This is a genomic window from Affinundibacterium seohonense (genome assembly GCF_014284305.1).
GTDB classification, from domain to species: domain Bacteria; phylum Pseudomonadota; class Gammaproteobacteria; order Burkholderiales; family Burkholderiaceae_D; genus Undibacterium; species Undibacterium seohonense.
Genome location: NZ_JACOFW010000014.1, coordinates 57,641 through 75,744, shown reverse-complemented (window position 1 = coordinate 75,744; position 18,104 = coordinate 57,641). Strand labels below are relative to the sequence as shown.

Annotated in this window: 14 protein-coding genes; 6 read left to right on the top strand and 8 right to left on the bottom strand. The window is 47.2% G+C overall.

The window, feature by feature from the left end; all coding sequences use genetic code 11:
* Window positions 1-98 precede the first annotated feature (98 nt).
* Window positions 99-2,165, top strand: a complete 2,067-nt coding sequence (locus H8K52_RS12930; RefSeq protein ID WP_186923323.1) for a sensor histidine kinase — start codon at window positions 99-101, stop codon at window positions 2,163-2,165.
* On the opposite strand, the gene tcdA is transcribed toward H8K52_RS12930, so the two are convergent.
* A complete protein-coding gene (gene tcdA, locus H8K52_RS12925; protein ID WP_186923322.1) occupies window positions 2,154-2,975 on the bottom strand; it encodes a tRNA cyclic N6-threonylcarbamoyladenosine(37) synthase TcdA in 822 nt (273 codons plus the stop codon). The two genes, H8K52_RS12930 and tcdA, sit on opposite strands and share 12 nt — an antisense overlap.
* Before the next feature lie 199 nt (window positions 2,976-3,174).
* On the opposite strand from tcdA, the gene H8K52_RS12920 reads away from it, so the two are divergent.
* Window positions 3,175-3,711 carry a hemerythrin domain-containing protein gene (locus H8K52_RS12920; protein ID WP_186923321.1) on the top strand — a complete coding sequence of 179 codons (537 nt, stop codon included), beginning with the start codon at window positions 3,175-3,177 and terminating at the stop codon, window positions 3,709-3,711.
* A 67-nt stretch (window positions 3,712-3,778) separates the two neighbouring features.
* Complete coding sequence (gene pdxH / locus H8K52_RS12915) at window positions 3,779-4,414, top strand: pyridoxamine 5'-phosphate oxidase (RefSeq protein ID WP_186923320.1); 636 nt, start codon at window positions 3,779-3,781, stop codon at window positions 4,412-4,414.
* Window positions 4,415-4,483: 69 nt separating this feature from the next.
* Here pdxH and msrA read toward each other — a convergent pair whose 3' ends face one another.
* The gene (msrA, locus tag H8K52_RS12910) at window positions 4,484-5,014 is read right to left on the bottom strand and encodes a peptide-methionine (S)-S-oxide reductase MsrA (RefSeq protein ID WP_186923319.1); all 531 of its coding nucleotides are present in this window, start codon (window positions 5,012-5,014) and stop codon (window positions 4,484-4,486) included.
* Between the two features lie 238 nt (window positions 5,015-5,252).
* On the opposite strand from msrA, the gene H8K52_RS12905 reads away from it, so the two are divergent.
* A complete protein-coding gene (locus H8K52_RS12905) occupies window positions 5,253-6,029 on the top strand; it encodes a helix-turn-helix domain-containing protein (protein WP_186923318.1) in 777 nt (258 codons plus the stop codon).
* Window positions 6,030-6,043: 14 nt separating this feature from the next.
* On the opposite strand, the gene H8K52_RS12900 is transcribed toward H8K52_RS12905, so the two are convergent.
* From H8K52_RS12900 to H8K52_RS12890, 3 genes are all read right to left on the bottom strand, one after another.
* Window positions 6,044-8,722 carry a bifunctional acetate--CoA ligase family protein/GNAT family N-acetyltransferase gene (locus tag H8K52_RS12900; protein ID WP_186923317.1) on the bottom strand — a complete coding sequence of 893 codons (2,679 nt, stop codon included), beginning with the start codon at window positions 8,720-8,722 and terminating at the stop codon, window positions 6,044-6,046.
* A gap of 84 nt (window positions 8,723-8,806) precedes the next feature.
* Window positions 8,807-9,742, bottom strand: a complete 936-nt coding sequence (locus H8K52_RS12895; RefSeq protein WP_186923316.1) for a histone deacetylase family protein — start codon at window positions 9,740-9,742, stop codon at window positions 8,807-8,809.
* A gap of 117 nt (window positions 9,743-9,859) precedes the next feature.
* Window positions 9,860-11,224, bottom strand: a complete 1,365-nt coding sequence (locus H8K52_RS12890) for a DUF3422 family protein (RefSeq protein ID WP_246464508.1) — start codon at window positions 11,222-11,224, stop codon at window positions 9,860-9,862.
* A 316-nt stretch (window positions 11,225-11,540) separates the two neighbouring features.
* On the opposite strand from H8K52_RS12890, the gene H8K52_RS12885 reads away from it, so the two are divergent.
* The gene (locus H8K52_RS12885; protein WP_186923314.1) at window positions 11,541-12,053 is read left to right on the top strand and encodes a peptidylprolyl isomerase; all 513 of its coding nucleotides are present in this window, start codon (window positions 11,541-11,543) and stop codon (window positions 12,051-12,053) included.
* An 80-nt stretch (window positions 12,054-12,133) separates the two neighbouring features.
* Here the strand turns inward: H8K52_RS12885 and H8K52_RS12880 are convergent, their stop codons facing one another.
* The 3 genes from H8K52_RS12880 to H8K52_RS12870 form a co-directional block, all read right to left on the bottom strand.
* Window positions 12,134-15,091: a TonB-dependent receptor plug domain-containing protein gene (locus H8K52_RS12880; RefSeq protein ID WP_186923313.1), complete on the bottom strand. Its 2,958-nt coding sequence runs from the start codon at window positions 15,089-15,091 to the stop codon at window positions 12,134-12,136.
* 361 nt (window positions 15,092-15,452) lie between these two features.
* Window positions 15,453-16,079 (bottom strand): 2-dehydro-3-deoxy-6-phosphogalactonate aldolase, encoded by a 627-nt coding sequence (locus H8K52_RS12875; protein WP_186923312.1) that lies wholly within the window; start codon window positions 16,077-16,079, stop codon window positions 15,453-15,455.
* Between the two features lie 130 nt (window positions 16,080-16,209).
* Window positions 16,210-16,683, bottom strand: coding sequence for an Lrp/AsnC family transcriptional regulator (locus H8K52_RS12870; RefSeq protein WP_186923311.1), 474 nt, complete (start codon window positions 16,681-16,683; stop codon window positions 16,210-16,212).
* 137 nt (window positions 16,684-16,820) lie between these two features.
* Between H8K52_RS12870 and kynU the strand changes: the two genes are divergently transcribed.
* The gene (gene kynU / locus H8K52_RS12865; protein ID WP_186923310.1) at window positions 16,821-18,077 is read left to right on the top strand and encodes a kynureninase; all 1,257 of its coding nucleotides are present in this window, start codon (window positions 16,821-16,823) and stop codon (window positions 18,075-18,077) included.
* The last annotated feature ends 27 nt before the right edge of the window (window positions 18,078-18,104 follow it).

Below are 18,104 nucleotides of genomic sequence, written 5' to 3'. Positions count from 1 at the left end.
GTACACCCTGATCTATCTTTTCGTTGAGACTTTTCACTTCGCCAAGATGGTCACGTAGCATACTAACCGCATCGGAAGAACAAACTGCTGCAGCGCTTATGACAGATAAACTGCTCGAACCGACAGTCTCAGCACAACTCGACAGCCATGCTTTACTCGAGCAGGGACGTGCCATGTGTTTGGGTGGCCATTCTGATCAATTGCAGACACTCATTCCGCGCCTCTCGCAATTGCAGTTAAATCCCGAACAAGCCCTACTACTCGAAGTTCTGATGCTTTATCCAGGTGCCAGCACCAAAGTTCGAACACATACGCAGCTATTGCAGCGTGCCATGCACCTACACGAACTGGCGCAAGCACTTAGTAGCAATCTGGCACGCGCTTGGATCTGGGAGGCGATGCAGCTCATACAAATTAATTTACAGTTACATTCAGCTGCCTTGCATAGCACTGCCATGGCTGCTGAAATGTTTGAACTTTGTGGTCGGGCACAGGATGCGATCAGCTTGCGAGTTAGTCGCTGTTTAGTCATGATACATTGTGAAATGTACCGCGAAGTCTTAGAAATGAGCGGCTCACTGCTAGAGCATAGAGAGCAGTTAGATCCTATTGCGTTGGTTAACTTATTACGCTCCACCGCCTCCGCATACTACTTCCTCGGCAACGATACCGAAGGAACAAAGGCACGCTCGGCATGGATCAATTCGCTGCAACTACATAAAGAGTGCTTACAAGTCGCGCAGCAAGCACACATCGATAAATTCATATTAATTTCACATACCAATATCGCGATATTGTGCGCTTCGCTCGGTTTGCGTGAAGAGACCACGGCGCATCTGCTACATGTTGAAGGCATGCAGCGACAAGCAGACCATATCAACAATAGCTGGTCCTACTGGATACGCTATTGCGAAGCACTATTGATGTGTCAAGGTGCTGAATTTGAAAAAGGCTGGCAGTCCTTGCTAGCTATGGCCGAAGAATTAGAAAAGTTAGATATACGGACGGCACCGGTACAAGATACGGTACTGAAAAAAATCGTTAGTTTAGGTAAAAAATGGGAGCATTTTGAAATCGCCCTAAAAGCCAGCGAACGCCAGATTGAATTGAATCGTCAACGCCGACATCTACTTTCAAAAACCTTAGGTGATGCCATCGATGACGTGATGGCTGTCCCATCATTGCAGCAAAAAAATCAAGAATTGAGTCAGCAAGGTTATGCCTTGGAAGCTTCTTTGGCGCGCCGCAATCTGGAATTAAACCAAGCCTTAGCCAAGCTGCAAACCGAGGCGGAAATTCGCTCACAAGCCGAACAAGCATTGCAACGTGCGCATACCAATCTGGAAGAGAAAGTAAGACAACGCACGCAAGAATTAGAACAGGCAATGAGTTTAGTTATGCGCCAGGAAAAACAACTAGCACTGAGTCGTTTAGTAGTCGGTGTCGCGCATGAAATGAACACCCCTTTAGGCAATGCCACCATTGCTGCAAGCACGATGCAGTTCCTAAGTCAAAACTTGCTCAACGACCTATCTGGGCCAAGCTTAAGTCGTAGTAAACTACAACATACTCTACACTCTCTTTTGGAAGGGAATGCGCTATTAAATCGATCCCTACAAACGGCGAGTGAACTGGTGCAACGATTTCGTGCACTGGCGGTTGAACAACATCAAGAAGAATTACAAACCTACGACATATCCTACCGCTGTCAGCTCTTGATCGACGAATGGAAGTCTCGCTTTAAACAAGGGGCGGTTGAACTGCATTCACAGATTCCAGCGGGAATTCAACAAACTGGTTATCCTAATGCGCTATTTCAGGTGCTCGATCAGTTGATCGATAACGCCATGCGCCACGGTTTACAAACGACGCAACAGCCACAACTGGAGTTCAGATTACATCAATCTGCGGATGATATTCATATCACCTTGAGTGACAATGGATTGGGAATTGCCGAAGACAATCTGCAAAGAATATTCGAGCCTTTTTTCAGCAAACAATTGGGCTTAGATGGTATCGGCTTAGGTCTAAGTGTTGCGCACAGTGTGATAACCGATTTGATGCACGGCAAAATCCAAGTAGAAAACCGGCCAACCCAAGGCTTACAAGTTTCTCTAATCATTCCCAAAATTATTCAAGCACGAACTCAAACCTCATACACTTGATTTATCAAACGCCAACTGACGCAATACATGAGCAGCTGCCGCGAGACCGAATGATGCCGTTACCACGATCGAAGAACCAAAACCAGCGCAATTCAAACCTGAAATACCATTTTTATCAGTGGCCGTATCAACCGCGCAAACTTCGGGGGTTTCTGGCATACGTAAGGCTTCCATTGAAAACACCGCATCGATTCCAAACTTGGTTTTAGCCCCGCGAGGAAAGCCAAAATTTTGTCGCAAGCGTTTCCGTACCAAGGCCAACAAAGGCTCTTGTTCTGTTCGCGACAAATCACGGATTTCTATTTTTCCGGGGTCGGTCTGTCCACCTGCGGCACCAATGGTAATCAAAGGAATCTGCTGTTCTCGGCAGTAGGCAATTAAAGCTGTCTTGGCCTTCACGCTATCAATGGCATCGATCACATAATCGAATTGCTGACTCCCAAGCATTTGTGGCAAGTTATCTGGCTCCACAAAGTCCTCAATTTGCCGCACTTGGCAATAGGGATTGATCGTGGCAATTCGCTCGGCCAAGGCGGTCACTTTTGCTTTTCCCAAAGTCAAACTGGTTGCTTGAATCTGGCGGTTAATATTGGACTCTGCGACATTGTCCAAATCAATCATCGTGATACGGCCAATCGCACTACGCGCCAGCGCTTCGACCACCCAGGAACCAACTCCACCAACGCCGACCACGCAGATGTGCGCCTCCCGAAAGCGGGCTAAACCGTAGGCACCATACAAACGTGCAATACCACCAAAACGGCGGTCAAAATCAATGTCATCATCAACGGTGGGAATGGTTTCTTGCATGGGGAATCATTTCGGTATTGGTAAAATCAAGCTGGTCAGAGCGACCAAGGCCAGCGCTATTTTACAAGCTTCAGGTGAATTAAGCATTGTTGGCTTGATTTTGCGCAAGAGCAAGTGGTGTAAAGTCAGCGGAAGTTCTGAAAATAGCGGATAATTTCGCCCCTACAGCAAGCTAATTTTTTTACTTCATAAAGCGATCATGGATACTTTATTTGCCAGCGCCCCCGACTTTGATCAGCCCTTGGCAGTTCTCAAGCATTGCCATGACAGGATTCGTAAACAACTTGCTACCTTAGAAAAACTATCACCGCATCTGCAAAAAAATGGCGCAGATTTCGAAGCACAAAAAGCCGTGCTGGCGATATTGAAATACTTTCAAAATGCTGCTCCGCTGCACCATGATGACGAAGAAGTCGATCTGCTACCTGAGCTACAAAGAACAGCGCAAGGAGCTGATGCGGAATTGTTGGCAATGATTCTGCCGACTATATTTCAGCAGCATCAACAAATGGCGCAGCAATGGCGTGCGCTAGAGAGTCAACTCAGTATGATTGCCGAGGGTCGATCGGCTGAACTCAATGAGCTGCATGTTGCCGCGTTTCAGGCGCTTTATCAAGATCACATGCAAATTGAAGAAACACAAATCGCACCGATGGCAATGCGCTTGTTGAATGCGGGACAAATGCATAAATTAGGGCGTGCCATGCAAACACGTCGCGGCATCATTGCGAACTAGACCTCAGAATCAATCCACATCAATTACAATTCAAAACTCATTTTGATCTCAACGCCAAGGAATAACTATGTCGATTGCCAACCTGAGAAAAGACTACCAACTCGCCAGCCTGTCTGAGAGCGATGTAGCGCATAATCCCATCCAACAATTTGCTCATTGGTTTGAACAAGCGCTCAAAGCGGAAGTCGCAGAAGCCAATGCAATGAGTTTATCGACCGTCAATGCGGAAGGTAAGCCGTCATCACGTATCGTGCTCATTAAAGAATTTGATGAACGCGGGTTTTCTTGGTTCACCAATTACGATAGTCGTAAGGGCCAAGAATTATCACAAAACCGCCACGCCGCCCTCTTGTTTTTTTGGAGCGCGCTCGAACGTCAAGTTCGCATAGAAGGCCGGATCCACAAAGTTTCAGAAGAAGACAATGACAAGTACTTTCACAGCCGTCCACTAGGCAGTCGCCAGAGTGCCTACGCATCCAGTCAAAGTCAGCCTATCGCCAATCGTCAGCAATTAGAAGATAAACTGGCTGAAGTCGTGACACAATTCGGCGAACATCCACCGCGTCCTGAACACTGGGGCGGTTATCGCTTAGTGCCGGAATTTATCGAGTTCTGGCAAGGTCGCAGCTCACGTTTGCACGATCGCATTGCCTATACACGCCAAGCGGACGACACTTGGGTCGTCTCCCGATTGCAGCCGTAACGCTGGCACGGCATGAAAAAAGGTTTAGTGTCGATGAACACTAAACCTTTTTTTAAATTCATAACCCAATCAGGCCGCCAATCGCTTTTTAAATGCTTCGCGGGACATTATGATTTTTGGTAGGATGAACTCGCGGCAGTAAGCATCCTCGCGATGATTTCTATAGAAATTTTGATGTTCTGCCTCAGCTGGAAAAAATAACGTGGCCGCTTTAATCTCCGTCGTCAGTTTGCATCCAGATACAGAAGCTAAAGTTTTCACCACGTCTTGTGCCAGTTTTTTTTGTTCAACACTATGATAAAAAATCGCTGAACGATGTGGCGACGCCAATCGACTATCGATGCTCGTCGTATTCATCGGCTGATGAACTCTAAAGAAAACGTCAAGTAACTGGTCGTAAGAAAGAACATCTGTATCAAAACAAACTCTAACGACTTCCGCATGCCCTGTATCACCACCACAAACAGCTTCATATGTAGGGCCATCGGTATGCCCACCAGCATAACCGGATTGTACTGACTTCACGCCCCGGATTTGTTGAAACACTGCTTCCAGATCCCAAAAGCGACCGCCGCCAAGTGTTACCGTTTCTAACGCCATATTTATCATCCTCACGCCACGTTTAATTTTATTTATTCTTGTCTTATTTTGCCTCGTCTGTCTGTTCGCCTATCGCTGGCGTAGAACTTAACGTCCAGAGTAGCCGAACGCATCTTGATCAAAAAGCCAAGCATTATCACTGACGGTAGCGTTTTCTAACAAGCAACAAACAGAAAGTGGCAAATTCCGTAACTTGCTGTATCATTTTTCGATACTTTTTTAGGATTTAATTAGTCTTATGACAAAAGCATCTACGCTCATCGACGTCCTTAAGCGCGAACTGAAATCACGTCGGATTACCTATATGGATTTGGCACAAAAAATCTCAGTTTCAGAGTCGAGCATCAAACGCATGTTTGCGTCTAAAAATCTGACCCTGCATCGGCTAGATCAAATTCTCGATGCGGCGCAAATTAGCTTGCACGATTTAACTGCACGAAGTTATGAAGAGTCTTTAATTGATGAACTGAGCTATGATCAAGAAGAAGAATTAATCAGCGATCCCAAAAAATTTATTGTCGCGGTTTCAGCAATGAATTACCTGTCCTTGCAACAAATCATCGACATCTATGCAATGACCGAAGCCGAAGTGGTCGCCTATCTGGTGCGACTCGATCATTTACGCATCATAGAATTATTGCCGAACAATAGAATCAAATTGCTGCTATCTAGGACGTTTCGCTGGATTCCCAATGGCCCGATTCAAAAGTTTCACCGGCGCGAGTCCTTCGCGGATTATCTTGATTCCAATTTTGATGGTAAGCATGATTTAATGCAGTTTGTCAGCGTCATGCTCTCTAAGCAATCAAGCGGCGTGTTCCTCACACGCCTGATGCAATTGGCACGCGACATCTCAGATCAACATAGGCAAGACGCGACGCTGCCTTTTGAAGAAAAACATAGGATGAGCTTTATGCTATCGGCGCGTCCATGGATACCAAACTACTTCCAAGCACTGGTACGCCCAGACTATATTGAAAAGTATTACGCACGCAAACATAAATCAAAGTCTTAATCCGCCTACCATGTTCAAAGTGCCTTGACACACAAACGGAAATCAGGATCTTCTGGATAAGATCTAACGTCAAATTCCAAGCTACGCATCAGGCGCAACATATTGGTATTATTCGTCAAGACTAGGCCTTCAATGTATGCCAATCCTCGACTACGAGCCACATCAATAATCGACTGCATCAAACGGGTACCGAGCCCCTGCCCAGCAAAATCGTCGGCAATCAATAAAGAAAATTCGCAGGTACTTTTATCGGGGTTGGTGACATAACGCGACACGCCGATGATACGCGTGGTCTCTTGAAAACTTCCATCTTCCTGTGGATGACGTTCTGTATAAATTGCCACCAGCGCCATCTCGCGGTCATAATCGATTAAGGTGAATTTGGCCAACATCCGATCTGACAATTCACGCATGGAAGATACAAAACGGAAGTAGCGACTCTCAGGTGATAAGCGTCTGACTAAGTCCTGCAACATTTCGGCATCATGCGGATGCAATGGACGAAGAACATAAATGCGTCCGTCACGTAAAGGCCATTCAGTTTCTTTATCGGAAGGATACGGTGAAATCGCCAAATGTTCATAATGGCCAGGCTCTGACGGCGAATGATCGACCACAATCCGAGCATCCACCGCTAAGGCACCATGCTCATCGATAATCAGAGGATTGATATCCATTTCACGTAATTGCGGTAAGGCACAGACCATCTCTGAAACCCTGAGCAAGATTTGCTCTAATGCCTCACGATGCACTGGTGGCGAACCTCGCCAATTGCCCAGCATCTCAGCACAACGTACGCGATCAATCAATCGGTGCGCCAAAAATTGATTTAAAGGTGGTAGTTCAATCGCGCGATCCGCGATCAATTCGATCATGACGCCACCGGCACCAAATGAGATCACAGGGCCAAACAACTCATCGGTCGAGACACCAATAAATAGCTCCCGCCCTTCTGGCTTACCCGACATATTTTGCACGGTGACACCATTCATTTTGGCATCGGGTCGCAACTGCGTCACACGTTGCAACATGTTTTGCCAGCCATCTCGTACACCCGTCGCATTCGCCACATTCAACAACACGCCTTGCACATCGGATTTATGTGAAATATCGGCGGAATCGATTTTTAAAGCCACTGGATAGCCAAGTTGATTCGCCACTAGCATGGCTTCGGTAGAGCTACGCGCCAACATCGTCTTTGTGACTGGAATATGAAAAGCCGACAGCAATGCTTTTGACTCCATCTCTGTCAGCACTTTACGCCTTTCCGCCAACACGCTCTCAATCAAGATACGCGCACCTTCTAAATCCGGCTTGGCTAACTGCGATAAGGGTGGCGGCACCTGACGCAACAGTTGTTGATTCCGATGGAATAGCGAGACATGATTAAAAGCGTCAACGGCGGCTTCTGGCGTTCTAAAGCTAGGAATACCGGCTTTAAATAAAATGGTGCGTGCCGCAGTCACTTTTTCATCGCCCATCCAACAACTAATCAAAGGCTTACCGACGGTCGCCTGCATATCGGCCAACACTTGCGCGATGGCGCCGGTATCAACGCCGGCGATCGGTGACAGGATCACTAAGATGCCATCGACCTCATTACAGTGCGCACAAGCCGTCACTGCTGCGCGGTAATGCTCAGCATTCGCGTCTTGCGATAAATCGATTAGCTCCTCCAGTGCCGCATAAGGTGAGATTTTTTTGTATAAATTCTTTACCACGTCGGCTGGCAATTTCGCCATTTCCAATTTCACTTCATTGACAAAATCAGCTGCCAAGACAGCGGGACCACCGCCATTGGAAATGATGGCTAAACGCCTGCCAACTGGTAAATACCGTGCCGACAGACATTTTGCAGCAGCAAACAACTGCACCATGGAATGCACTCGCACGGCGCCAGCACGTTGCAAAGCGGCGTCAAAGATCGCGTCGCTACCAACGATATTGCCAGAATGCGTTAAGGCAGCTTTAGATCCATCTGGCTTACGCCCTGACTTCAGCACGATCACAGGTTTAGAATTGGCGGCAGCACGCAAAGAACTCATAAAGCGGCGGGCGTTTTTAATCCCTTCGATATACACAACAATTGTCTGCGTCGCCGCATCATCCGCCAAAAAATCTAACACCTGAGCCAAATCCACCGCAGTATTGACGCCCAGCGATACCACTGCCGAAAATCCCACCCCGTTTTTGGCAGCCCAATCTAGTATCGAACTGGTTAAAGCTCCCGACTGCGAGACCACCGCAAGTGAGCCCGGTTGCGCCAACTTACCTAGTGCGCTGGCATTCAAATGCGCTTTGGGACGTTGAAAACCCAGGCTATTAGGACCAAGCAAAGAGATGCCATGCTGCTTAGCGATTTTATGTAAGCTTTTAGCCTGCGCCGCATCAACACCGATTGATAAAATTAAGGCCGAGCGGCATTGGATACGCCCGACAACCTCTAATGCCGCATTTAACTCAGCATTGGGTAACGCCAAAATAGCCAAATCGGCACGCGAATTCGCCAAATCCCCCAGAGTTCCCTTCACGCGACTGTCCAGATATGTCACGGTTCCCTGAAATTCTTTACTCTCCAAATGCTGCAAAAAAACCCGAGTTACTGACGTCTGCAATTCTGTTGCGTTTAGATCGCCGGCAAACACCACCACCGAGCGTGGAGAAAACAAAGAGCTGAGGTAATGCTTGTTCATCATGTTCTCACTTAAAGAAAATCAAATTTGTTTGATCGATCGATTGATTGATTGATTGATTGCAGCGATTGTCTCCAATTTGTGTCAATCAGCGCCGATCAATACCCGTACGTGGGCAGCAGCACTACGTCCCAAGGAAGACAGGTCATAACCACCCTCAAGACAAGAGACAATTCGACCATGCGCATAGCGTTGTGCGATCTGCACTAGCTGCTTGGTTACCCATTCATAATCGGCTTCGACCAAAGCCAGATTTCCCATATCGTCTTCTCGATGCGCGTCAAAACCTGCCGAAATAAAAATCATCTCTGGCTGAAATTTATCCAACGCAGGAATCCAAACTTCTCTAACAGCTTGGCGAAATGCATCACTTCCTGAGCGCGAGGGTAAACCGACGTTAATCATGTTCGATCCCATGGGAACATCACCACAAAATGGATACAGATTCTTCTCAAAAATCGAACACATGAGAACACCCGGATCATTAAACAAAATATCTTCGCTGCCATTACCATGATGGACATCAAAATCGATCAATGCAATACGTTCAATGCCATGTTGTGCCATCGCATGGCGTATGCCAACCACAATATTGTTAAAGAAACAGAAACCACCCGCATTGCTGCGTTCGGCATGATGTCCTGGTGGACGAATATTGCAAAAAGCCACCGGAGCCTGCCCTGATGCCACCAAATTCGCAGCCAATACCGCCGCCCCTGCCGAACGCAAAGCCGCTTGATAGGAAAATTCATTGATATTGGTATCGGGATCAATCTGGACACGCCCCCCTTCGGGTACCTGTTGAGCAATTTCGGCAAATTCATCCAAATAACTAACACTGTGCGCGCGGGCTAATTGCTCGCGAGTCGCAAGTGGTGCGTCGACTTGCTCCATATAGTCGAGCAAACCCTTAATCAAAAGCTGATCATTGACAGCACCTAATCGTTCAGGAGACTCGGGATGGTGATTGCCCATATCGTGTTTTTGGCAATCGGTATGGGTGATGTAGGCTGCTAGCAAAGGAAATACTCCTGAGTAAGGAATCGATCAATCATTCACCCGATTCTAGTCTCATCACTAGCACCAGTAAAGCCAGAACCAAGGGACTTTGCGCTGCATCAAGGGTGTGCAACGTCGCTAGAAATGCGCCTTGTCCTGCTGTTTTGCTTGCAACACGTGATGCATACGTCGCAAACCCAACCACACGGCACCTAGTACCAAGGGCACCGCAATTCCCACGGCAATATCGACCTGTGCGATCCAGCCAAACTCTTTAGCCGCTTTTGACGCATAACCAAAAAGACCGATCACATAGTAGGAAATGGCTGCAACCGACAACCCTTCCACAGCCTGCTGTAAATGCAATTGTTGCGCAGCGCGGGCATTGAGCGATTGTAGGATTTTTCGGTTCTGCATTTCTTGTACGATACCGACACGGGTGCGCAATAAGTCGTTCGAATTCGCGATGCGTCGTGCCAGTGCCTCTTGGCGATTGGCGACCGCATCACAGGTATTCATAGCTGGCGTCAATCGTCTATCCATAAATTCCGCCACCATTGGCAGGCCTTCAATACGCTGCTCGCGTAACTCTTCGATACGGGCAAGCACAAGTTTGAAATAGGCCTTGGACGCCGAAAAACGATAATTATTTTCCAGCGAGAGCTTCTCGATACGCGCGGCCAAATGCGTGATTTTCTCCAACAAATGGCGCTCCGCATCAGTCTCTTTATCGATACCTTGCTCACTCATGGCGTGATCCGCGGCCACCATCGCGGTTGTCAATTCTACCAATTGACTCTCGATCAAATTCAATTGCGGCGTGGTAGCTTGCGCAAGCGGTAATCCTAGCAATGCCATCATGCGATAAGTTTCAATTTCCAATATTCTTTGCGCTAACCTACCTGCTTGTTGCGCACGCATATCCACATCACGAATCACGAAACGGGAAAAACCATCCGCATGCACGACAAAGTCCGACCAAAATTCTCCGCCCTGCATGACACAACTTGCTGCCAGCGTATGTCCTCTAAACAGACTTTGAATCTCTTGAGAAAAAGCCGATGCACTGATAGGTCGATTATCTAAAATTAAGTGAGCGGCAACCAACACACTCCCTTGTAAACGATGCAACCAGCCTTCAGGCAGGCGCGTAATTGGCATTTGCACTAGCGCCTGCTCCAAACTCAATGGGAGTTCTTGATGCTGGGCAAAGGTGTAAGTCGCGAATTCGGTATGGGACTCCCATTTCAAACGAAATGGACCAAAGTCAAAATAAAAATATTTCGCTTCCGGTGCCGGCGCAGTGACTGCAAAGTGACTGCACAAAGCCAACAACAAGGCATGTTGTTGCTGTTGTATGGCGATCCCTGTCTCGGATTTATCTCGCGGATATACGGCAAGATGAGAAATCAATTCGGGAGCAGTCAAACTCAAAAAGGGGCGCGAATGAATTTCCGCCGAGAGTGCTACCCGATCACAGTGATTCAATTCAAAGAAATGCATAGACGGACTCATGGAAAAGACTAACGAAAAATTGCTCAGTGCTTCTGAGCATTCTAAATCGATGTTGGTGTCGGCAAATTTACGGGAAATTTGCTGTCTTTGTGAGATCGCCTAATCACCAAAACGGCTATGATGAGCCGGCTTCGAGTTTCGATTGTAACAAAGAACAATTAAACTGGTATGACAGCAGTCGTACGAGCTTCTGTCGAAATCGTCGGTCCGCTAGCTGAACTGGTAGAATGGCAACCTCAATATCAATCAAGGCTGGACGTTCAGTACAGCCGTCTTTTCAATTTTAAAACACTAAGAGGAAACTATGAGCCAGCTCAAAGTCATCATGCAAACTAACAAAGGTACCATCAACATCAATCTGTTTGCCGATCAAACACCAGTCACCTGCGCCAGCTTCGTCAATTTGATTCAACGTGGTTACTATGACGGCTTAAACTTTCATCGCGTCATCAGTGATTTCATGATTCAAGGCGGTTGCCCAGACGGTACCGGTATGGGTGGCCCTGGTTATCGCTTTAAAGATGAATGCACCAGCGAGTTGCGTCATGACAAAGCGGGTATCTTGTCGATGGCAAACGCAGGTCCGGGCACGAATGGTAGTCAATTTTTCATTACACATGGTGCGACACCGCATTTGAACGGCAAGCATACCGTGTTCGGCGTGGTGGTCAGCGCTGACGACCAAAAAGTTGTCGACAGCATTGCCAAAGGCGATGTGATGGAAAAAGTTACTGTGGAAGGTGACACTACGGATTTGTTGGCGCAACAAGCAGAATTGGTCGCGAAGTGGAATGAAGTCTTAGATTCACGTGGCTAATTGAACTAACAGAGCGGCGAACATCGCCATCTGTACACGAAGCCCGGCACACGTGTCGGGCTTCGTTTTTTTGCTATGACTTACTTAAATTTGTAGCTCGCCGATACACTCACGACACGTCCAAATAAATTCAAAGCGTGGTTGTAACCTTCCCAGCCGTAAGGATCAAAGAATGGTTTGGTATTCATAACATTCTTGATATTTAAACCCAAACGCAAGTTCTTAACTGGTGTCCAGCCCAAACTCAAGTTAACAGTTTTAAATGCTGGTGCGCCACCACAATTTTTTGGATCAACGGCGACATCGGCTGCGGTACAAGATTGAGGATTATTATTTTCCTCGTCATTCTTATCGTAAGCCCACTTAGAACCACCCGTGTAATTCACGAATACACTAGTCGTGAAATTGCCATACAGCCAGTCAGCATTCAAGTTTGCACGCAACTTTGGATTACCGTAATAACCCACATAATTTTGTGAAAAACCATAACCATCATCGCCGTTATAGGCATTGCGATTCATGATCGTTGCGGAGGTTCCAAAATTCAACTTGCCATAAGTACCGAGATCGAAGCGGGCATGGGCATCAATATCGAAACCATCGATCATGGTGCGACCGCGATTCATATACTTATTCGTCAAGCCAGCCAAGATACCCACTGAGTACTTCGGTACACCACCTGCACAAGCTGCCGCATTTGCCGGATTCGCACACATACCAGCGACCGCCGCCATATTTGCTTTATCAAAATCAGTGATGGGTGCACGCACCGCATTCGGAGCACCGATGAGAGCTGGGCCGTATTTTTCAACTGCTTGATCGTAGACCTCAGTAAAATCTTGGCGCACGATTTCATTGCGACGATACACGAACCAATAGTCAGCTGAGATATCAAACTGTTTGCTAGCTTGATAGACTAAACCAAAGGTGCTGATCTTGGCTTTTTCCGGTTGCAGATCTGGATTCGGTGGCGTCAATCCGCCGATATTGATGCTGCAGTTAGAGTTCAATAAGGACTTGCCCAAATCCTGATCAGTCGTGCTAACCGATTTCATCAAAGTTTTTGCAATCGCATTCGTCTCATCGCAACGTACGGTGTCACGCATCCCACCACGCTGTGCATATACACCACCGATGCCAGACTCTGCCAAATTCGGTGCACGGAATCCTTGAGAATAGGTACTTCGAATCAAGAGGTCACTGATAGGTCGATAAGTCACACCGACTTTCGGTGCCAGATTGGCGGCAAAATTTGGGTACTTATCAATACGTGCTGCGGTATTGACTTCCAAATTTTTTGCTAACGGAAAAATCGCCTCGCCAAATACTGCCGCGATGGTGCGAGAACCATCAAACCAGGAGCCACCTTGCTGTGTGATCTTGCCATCAGCAGCATCTTTATTCCCTGGCGTTTCAAATTCTTCGCGCATCAAATTAACGCCAAAGGCTGCTCGTGCGTCGCCCGCTGGCATCTTAAACAAACTCCCTTCCAACTTGGCATCCCAGGTGACTAATTTAGTCCAAGATTGAATATCAAAAGTCGGGTAGGCTTGACGTAATAACTCTGCATTTTTATCGCTAATCACACCAAATTGGTAGGCAGGATTATCGGCAATATAAGTGCGTTTAGTGACAGGATCGACTGTGAATGGACCGAAAGCTTTTTCGAAACCATCTTTATTCACATTCACGGTTTGATACAAAGTGGAATGACTGCCGGCAACCGCGAGCGCAGATTCAAAATCCCATTGACCAAATGAGCCGCGCAGGCCGGCCATCATGCGATAGGTTTTATCCGTATTTTGTTGACCAAAATGACCTTTAGCATCTTGCATTAAATAGGTCAAACCCGCAGCACCGCCCATCTTATCTTTGAGGTCGGCACTCATGTTTTTCAGGTACACATTGTTGGGACCGAGGTAGGGATAAGTGAACGTATTTAAAGTCGTTCCCGTATTGCGTGAATACCAGTTTGCTGTACCGCCACCACTACTAAATGAACGTGGGCCATTTTCACCACGCATATCAATATCTGTGTAGGCAACTTCTGCAAAACCTTCCCAATCCTGATTCAGATTGACGCGACCGCTGACAAAGATCGTGGCGCGCTCTGACGTTGGGCCAGTGTCTAAAGAATAAGGCAAGGTATTCCAAACGCAACGCGTGCCGGAGCCTTCGGTAATGAACGTTGAGCAACCAGATGCGGCTTGTTGATAGCGTTTATTATTGGCGTTTTTATCAAACACAAACAGAGTTCCCGGATTTAACACGCCTGGCTGACTGCCCTCACTAATACGGAAATTGCTGACATAGTTAGGATTGTTTTTGTAAAACTGCTCAGGACGCTTCAGATAGGTATCTTCTAATGCGATGCGATCTCGTTTGTACACATTCACCGAGGCATAAACGTTGTAGTTATCTTTCGCTAAATCGCCAATACCAAACAATGCGCTGGCCTGACGTTCGCCATAAGACTTGACTTCACTTGAGCTGTCAATCGTCGCACTCGCTTGCAATCCGCTATACGACTTCTTGGTGATCACGTTAATCACACCGGCAACGGCATCTGAACCGTACACAGCAGAGGCGCCATCAGTCAGGACTTCCATACGCTCAATGGCAGCGGCAGGAATCGCGTCGATATTGACGAACTGGGTTTGAAAACCTTCTGGTGCGCCATAGAAAGACAGGCGACGACCGTTCAATAAAATCAAAGTACCTTGCGCTCCCAAACCACGCAAATTTGCTTGTGAGGCGCCATCTGAGCCTGTGAACATAGACCGGAAATCCTGCTGCGCCGGACGCGCTGCAGGCAGATTATCTAGCACTTGCAGCAATGTGCGTGCCCCCATATTTTCGATTTGTTTGGCATCGATCACTTGCACTGGCGATGCTGTCTCAGCGTTCACTCGCTTGATGCTAGAGCCTGTCACTTCGACTCGTTGAACCTTATCTTTTTTGTCGTCTTCGTCCGCAGCGAATGCGCTCGAAGCAAATCCTATGGCGAGCATAGCCGCTGCCAGCTTAGTCAATCTCATTTTAATCTCCTATTTATAATTGCAAAAAACTTGTCGTCAGTATGTTGAATGCATTCGATGATCGCGCTTGAGTGAATCCGGTAGATCACCTTGAAGTCATCAATGCAAAATGTGGCAAGCATGGATAAAGTGCCGACAAGTCAAAGAATAAATGGGATTAGAAAAAGCCAACAGCGACAAATAATTGAGCGCACATCAAGTAAAATTTTATGAGTGACGCAACGAGAATTTAAAAGAAATCGAACGAGGAATGGCACGCGAACAGCATAACTGAGCGTCACTCTAAGAGAGGACACCAGCAAAATACGCGCAGGAAATTTGCATGAAAAATCAATACGACTTCAGATTGAATTGGAAGGCATCAGCGAGTCTGAGTGCGCCACGCCGTAGCATATGCCTGAGCTTTAATGTTAACTTGATCTACACTATCACCAGCCTGATATAGATTCGAACCAAGCCCAAAACCATTCGCTCCAACCCGCAAATAGTCTGCCATACCCAGGGGCTGAACACCGCCCACCGGTAAACATATCGTCGCGGCAGGCAACACAGAACGCCAAGCTTTTAACACCGACGGGGGAACGCTCTCAGCGGGAAATAATTTAAGCGCATCTGCACCATGGGCCAAAGCGGAAAAGGCTTCGGTCAGAGTTGCGACACCGGGAGTGCAAATCATGCCACGTTGTTTAGCTGCGCGAATCACCGCAATATCGGCGTGCGGCATGACGATCAACCTTCCACCTGCTTGATAAACTTGTTCCACCTGCGTTTCACTCATCACCGTACCAGCACCGACCAGGCAAGTGGATGGCAAATGATTCGCCAAAAGTCTTATGCTGTCGACCGCATTCGGCGAATTCATCGGCACTTCGATACAACGAAATCCAACTTGCACCAAGGTCTCTCCAACCGCAACACATTCATGACTTTGGATGCCACGCAAAATGGCAATGAATGGAAACTCAGTGAAGTAATCAGATAAATTCATAAGGCAAAACATTCAGGATAGATAGAGGAAAACAGAAATTGCAACACATCGTAGTTTAGTCAATTCTTGCGACTTAGAACAACGAGATAAATTATCCACCTCGTTTACTTTTATTTAATCACCTGCAAATTTATTCACTCAATAATTCTGGCGCTAGTCCGCTACTTTCTTTTAAAGTTTGCAGCACAATGTTTGAACGAATATCGAGCACACCTGCAGTTTTATATAATCGATCGAGCACGAAAGCCGAATAGTGCTTCAAATTACGTGCGCGCACTCGCAGCAAATAATTTGCTTCACCAGTGATAATGTAAGAGCCGACCACTTCCGGCCAACTTTGCAAAGCCTTAGAAAAATTCTCATGCCATTGTTCGACATCACGCCGCATTGTGACCTGCACAAAAGCATCAACTTCCAGTCCTAAAACATTGGTATCGAGCACTGCACGGTAATGGCTAATCACGCCACTTTCCTCCAAAGCACGCACTCGCCGCAAACAGGAGGATGGCGAGAGAAATACTTTTTCCGCCAAATCTTGATTGCTGATACGTCCATCAGACTGCAATAACTGCAAAATCTTCAAATCAATAGGATCGAGTTGCATATGAATTTTTCCGTCAATTTTTCCCACTAAAACGACATATTATTCGAATTAATCTGTCATTAGCAAAGAAATTTGCAATTACTCACCCTCAATTTCGACATAAAATACTTAGCTCTTTGACTCAATAATTCGATGACATGACCAACATTGACCGCCCCTACTGCGAAACGCTCGATGCTCAGGATGCCCTGGCCAGCTTGCGCACCGAATTTCATCTTCCAACAGGCATGATCTACCTTGATGGCAACTCTTTGGGCGCACAACCCAAAGCAGCATTTGAACGTGCGCGACATGTGATTCAAGAAGAATGGGGCAATGATCTGATCAAGAGTTGGAACAAGGCTGGCTGGTTTGATCTGCCTTCACGTTTAGGCAATTTATTGGCGCCATTGATCGGTGCCAAAGCGGAAGAAGTGGTCATTACTGACTCGACTTCCATTAACTTATTCAAGGCCATCGCCGCCGCTTTACATCTACAAGCGCAAAAATCGGATGCCGAAACGCGCAAAGTCATCATTACCGAGCGCAGCAATTTCCCAACCGATATTTACATGGCTGAAGGTCTAACAAAGTGGTTAGATCGCGGTTATCGCTTGCATCTGATTGACTCACCCGACGAATTGGCGAGTGCGATCAAGCACGACACTGCCTTAGTGATGCTCACGCATGTGAACTATCGTACTGGCGCATTACATGACATGGCAAAGATCACCGTATTAGCACATGCACAAGGCGCACTCTGTCTATGGGATCTGGCGCACTCAGCGGGGGCTGTTGAAGTCGATTTACATCAAGCCAATGCCGACTTCGCCGTGGGCTGCTGCTACAAATATCTCAACGGTGGCCCGGGTGCACCCGCGTTTATTTGGGTTCCACAACGCCATCAAGCCCAATTTCATCACCCACTCACAGGATGGTGGGGGCATGCAGCGCCGTTTGCCATGCAAGCCTCGTTCACTGCCACGCCCGACATACGGCGGGCACTCTGTGGAACGCAGCCGATTGTCTCGCTGGCGATGATTGAGTCTGGTTTAACGATATTTGGCAAAACAACGATGGCGGCTGTACGGCAAAAATCCTTGGCGTTGACTGACTTGTTTATCCAGCTAGTTGAAGCCCGCTGTGCCCGCCATCAGCTCGGACTGGTGACACCACGCCATCATGCGCAACGAGGTAGTCATGTCAGCTTCACTCATGCACACGCATATGCGGTGATTCAAGCGTTGATAGCGCGTGGCGTTGTAGGCGACTATCGTGAGCCGGGCATCATGCGCTTTGGCTTTACCCCGCTCTATACCAGCTACGCCGAGGTTTGGGACGCGGTGGAGATCTTGCAAGAAATCCTCGACCAAAAAACTTATGATGCCAACATTCAGAGACATACAGTCACTTGAGTTGCCACTAAAAAGTTCTAATAAAAA